Consider the following 4,296-nt stretch of genomic DNA (forward strand, 5'->3'; position numbering starts at 1 on the left):
CCTACGCAACTAAAAAGCATTCGATTGTCGCACATAATGGAGCGGGTAACGGGAACAATTTAGATGTTTCGTGAAACGCCATATCCGAAAAAAACATAGTAAAACAAGGGCAAAAGCCTTTCCGCACTTGTTCGTGGCCGTGCATCGCATTACATTGCGGAACATGGCTATGGGTGACTAAGAGGGCGGATAGGATATGCCGATACGGGCGAAAGAACTGAATGCGATGCAGGTCAAGAACCTGCGTCACCCCGGCGGCGACAAGCCCGTCAAAATGGCAGTGGGTGGTGTTTCTGGTCTGCTAATCCAGATCACGCCAAACGAGGCAAAGTCATGGGTTTTGCGCACACGCTTTGGTGAATGGACCGAAACAACGCTGGCCAACGGCAAGATCCAGCGCGGGCGGAAAAAGCGCGAAATCGGGCTAGGACCATTTCCAGAGATAAGCCTCAAAGCCGCCAAGGAGCGGGCGTTAGAAGCCAAGGACAAGTTGGCGGCAGGAATTGACCCAATAGCGGAGCGCAAGGCGTCACAGGCGGCGCTGTTGGCCGCTGCTAGGCGAGGGTTGACCTTCAAAGAGGCTTGGGAAGAGTTTGCCGCTTTGAAGGTAATCGAATTTTCAACAGACCGTTACCGCGCCCAATGGAAAGCCACGGTTGACGGATACGCGATCCCCGAACTCGGGCCGATGCTGGTGCAGGACATCGGATTGCAGGACGTGTTGCGTGTATTGAAACCAATTTGGGAAAATAAAACTGTCACGGCGGTAAAGGTGCGTGAACGCGTCGAAAAAGTTTTGGCCTATGCGACCGTGAATGGCTATCGGACAGGCGACAACCCTGCCCGATGGCGCGGCAATCTAGACATGATCCTGCCTGCGCCTTCAAAGGTCAGTGATGCAAAGAACTATCCAGCGTTGCAGCTTGGTGACGTGGCGCGTTGGTGGCAGGCGTTGCAGACCCGTCAGGGCATGGGCGCACAGGCGCTGGCCTTCCAAGCCATGACCGCGACCAGATCCGGCGCGATCCGCTTTGCAACGTGGTCCGAAATGGACTTGGCGGCGAAAGTCTGGACCATCCAGCCGGGGCGGCAATCGTCAAAGATCACGGCAAAGGAAAGCGCAAAGCGGATACCGCTAACCGCCGATATGGTGGCCTTGCTGGAGGCGTTGCCGCGTCTGGATGGATGCGATCTTGTGTTTTGGTCAGGGCAAGGCAAGCCGCTATCTGACGCCACATTGGGCAAGATGATGCGGACCATCCATGAGGCCGATCTTGACGCAGGCGGCAAGGGCTATGTTGACGCAAAGACAGGCGAACAAGCCGTGCCGCATGGCTTGCGATCCAGTTTTAGAACTTGGGTGCAGAACGAAACGGCCTTTGATGGCGACATGGCCGAAATCGCATTGTTTCACAAGGTCGGGAATAAGGTGGAGCAAACTTATGCCCGTGGCGACATGATGGAAAAGCGCCGCGCCATGATGGGCGACTGGGGGCAATTCCTAAAAGGTGTGGTTGTTTTCAAGAAAGAGGGGGCGGGCGTATAATGGTTTGGAACTTTGCCACCCACCGAGAAAGCGCAAATATGCGTTGGGAAATAGAATTTAAAGATAATTGGGCTTGGGTGGTAGCGCTTGATGCATATGATTTTTGCGATCCCCAGCCGCTCGCAGCGTTGATTGAGAAAAAAGTTATCCCTGATGAATTAAGAAATCAGGTGTCTAAGATCATCACAGGAGAGCGAAAGCCAAACAAAAGAGCGGCGGCAAAATTAAGCGTTCCTGCGTCTGAACGCTTGGTCTTGGCGGCGCATGTTTCAATCTGCCTAGGTTTGATTGATGCATTAAAAAATGCTTCAGCAGCAAGCCATTGGGATGGTGGGGATTGGGTAGACGAAGATGACACTATTCTTTCAATGCAGGCATCACGCTATGGGAAAGAGCCTATCGAATTGAAAAGAGAGTTAGAGAAAGAGCAAAGTGAACTCATGCGACAGAGCGCACAAGATCACGGTATTAGTATAGAGACGCTTGAAAATCTTTTGCGTGAATTGCGGAAAAAGCAACAAAACTATCCCGATGTGTAGAACAACGGCCTTTTGTAATAAACAGGCGAATTCGTGATTAACTGAAAGCACACGTAAATTGGCGGCAGGACTTAAAAGGAGTTTCCGCCAATGCAGATTGCATCACATACCGACAAATCACAGGCGGCGCTGGCTAAAGGCCAAAGCGCACCAAACACAGACCCGCGTCAGACTTTCCTGACAGGTCCGCAGGTGCAAAGCCGTTATCAGAAATCACACGTCACAATCTGGCGATGGATACGCGATAGCGAACTGGCCTTTCCGCAGCCGCTAAAGATTAATCGTCTGAACTACTGGTGTCTGGCCGATCTTGAAGCGTGGGAAACAGCACAAAAAAATTCCGCACAATAAGAAAACCCGCGCCGGGTGCATTGACGCGGGCTTTGGAATGTTTGGCTACAATTCAGAGGATACAGCGTTTTTGCACCGGTGCCAATATACAGGCATCTAAATGCAAAATATCTCTCTTTCACTAATCACGGCAATCAAGCCGAAACGTCTTTCGAAAGCCTATTCCTTGGGCGCAAACGGCGATCTGCTAAAAATGTCAGGCGGCAATCTCACGCAGGGCAAGGTTGCCGTGCTGACATTAGGCGGCTTGTCCGACCTGGGCATGATCCTGCAAAGCCTGACACCCGCGCAGGCCTTGATCTATGGTGTGCCGCTAAATGACGCGCAAACGATTTTGACCCGCAAGGCGCACGCCGAACTAGGTCAACCGAAGGGCGCGACCACCCGCACGAATGACGCTTTTCGCTGGCCGCAAGGCGGTGGCGTTCTGATGTTGGATTATGACCCGCCCGCCGGGTCGGCACCTTTGGATCGTGACGCGCTTGTGCAGGCCGTGCGAGAGGCCGCGCCGGGGCTTGCTGATGTGGCGATGCTTTGGACGCCTAGCGCGTCAAGCTGCATCTATAAGGGCGGCACAGCCTTGCGTGGCGTTATGGGGCAGCGGCTGTATGTGCTGGTGAACGATGCAGACGACATCCCGCGTGCGGGCAAGGCGCTGGTGTCGCGTCTATGGCTGGCAGGGCATGGGCATATTGAAATCAGCGCCAGCGGCAATTTGCTGGAGCGCACGCTTGTTGATGCATCGGTCTGGCAGGAATCACGCCTAGACTTCGCAGGCGGTGCTCAATGTGGGCCGGGGCTGGAACAACGGCGCGGCGCGCCTGTCATCATTCCGGGCGATATTGAGCAGATCGACACGCGGGCCGCTTTGCCCGACCTGACACCGGGCGAAATCGAGCGTGTGATCGAAATCAAGATCGAAGCCAAGGGCGCAATGCATGTCGAGGCCGAAGGCGTCAAAGAGCACTGGATTGCCGCACGGGTGCAGGAAATGGTCCCCGCTGGTGAATGCCCGGACCCTGAAACGCTTAAGGAAGCACAAGCTACCGCACGCCGCGCCTTGGAAACCGGAATTCTGGCAGGCGACTTTGTTGTTCAGGTTGAAGTCAAAGGCAAGATTGAGCCGATCAGCGTTGGTGAATTGCTGGACAATCGCGCCCTGTATCACGGCTGTTTAACGCTGGACCCGCTGGAACCCGCATATGATGGCGGGCGGCTTGTTGGACGCTTGTTCTTGTTTCAGGCGCGACCATCGCTTTATTCATTTGCCCATGGCGGCAAAGCCTTTCGTCTGGAGCGCGCACCACAGAAAATCGAGATCGTCAGAGGTCATACGGCAGAGGCCGCAACTGCAACGATAGACTTGCTGCGCCGCGATCCTGTCACCTTTGACTTTGGCGGGCAGCTATCCGTTGCAGAGAACGGGCGCGTGCATCCGTTGTGCGAGCATGGCCTTGCCTATCATCTTTCCGGCATCACCCAATTTTGGAAGACGGTGAAGTCTGGTGACGTATATGTGCCGCAAGATTGCGACCCCGCACCCGCTTTGCTGAAACAGATCATCGCGCTGGGTGAACGCCGCAAGCTGAAGCCGCTTGATGCAGTTATCACCGCACCGACCATCCGGCTTGATGGAAGCGTGCTTGATGCGCCGGGTTATGACGCGGAAACCCGCCTGTTGTTTGACCCTATGGGCGAGGCCGTGCCAGACGTGCCAGTCAATCCGACGATCGACCAAGCCCGTGCTGCGCTTGATCTGCTGATGACACCCTTTGCAACTTTCCCTTTCGTGGATTCTCCTGCACGCGGTGCGCTATTGGCCGCGATCCTGACAGCGCCAGTGCGGGCAGTGCTTCCTAC

3 protein-coding genes and 1 pseudogene are annotated in these 4,296 nt (G+C 54.8%); all 4 read left to right on the forward strand.

Annotation, left to right across the window (positions count from 1 at the left end):
• Positions 1 to 196: 196 nt before the first annotated feature.
• A complete protein-coding gene (locus IBX59_RS14700; protein ID WP_296376905.1) occupies positions 197 to 1,546 on the forward strand; it encodes an integrase family protein in 1,350 nt (449 codons plus the stop codon).
• Positions 1,546 to 2,085: a hypothetical protein gene (locus tag IBX59_RS14705; RefSeq protein WP_296376907.1), complete on the forward strand. Its 540-nt coding sequence runs from the start codon at positions 1,546 to 1,548 to the stop codon at positions 2,083 to 2,085. Before IBX59_RS14700 ends, IBX59_RS14705 begins: the two co-directional genes overlap by 1 nt.
• A 90-nt stretch (positions 2,086 to 2,175) precedes the next feature.
• Entirely contained in the window at positions 2,176 to 2,436 is a 261-nt protein-coding gene (locus IBX59_RS14710) for a hypothetical protein (RefSeq protein ID WP_296376910.1), read from the forward strand.
• Between the two features lie 100 nt (positions 2,437 to 2,536).
• Positions 2,537 to 4,296 (forward strand): annotated as a pseudogene (locus IBX59_RS14715) (hypothetical protein); the annotation flags it as partial.

Source organism: Yoonia sp., assembly GCF_014859355.1.
Taxonomy (GTDB): Bacteria; Pseudomonadota; Alphaproteobacteria; order Rhodobacterales; family Rhodobacteraceae; genus Yoonia.

Excerpts from the sequence above, each read along its gene's own strand:
- IBX59_RS14700 (WP_296376905.1), top strand. The coding sequence starts at position 197 with ATGCCGATACGGGCGAAAGAACTGAATGCGATGCAGGTCAAGAACCTG.
- IBX59_RS14705 (WP_296376907.1), top strand. The coding sequence starts at position 1,546 with ATGGTTTGGAACTTTGCCACCCACCGAGAAAGCGCAAATATGCGTTGG.
- IBX59_RS14710 (WP_296376910.1), top strand. The coding sequence starts at position 2,176 with ATGCAGATTGCATCACATACCGACAAATCACAGGCGGCGCTGGCTAAA.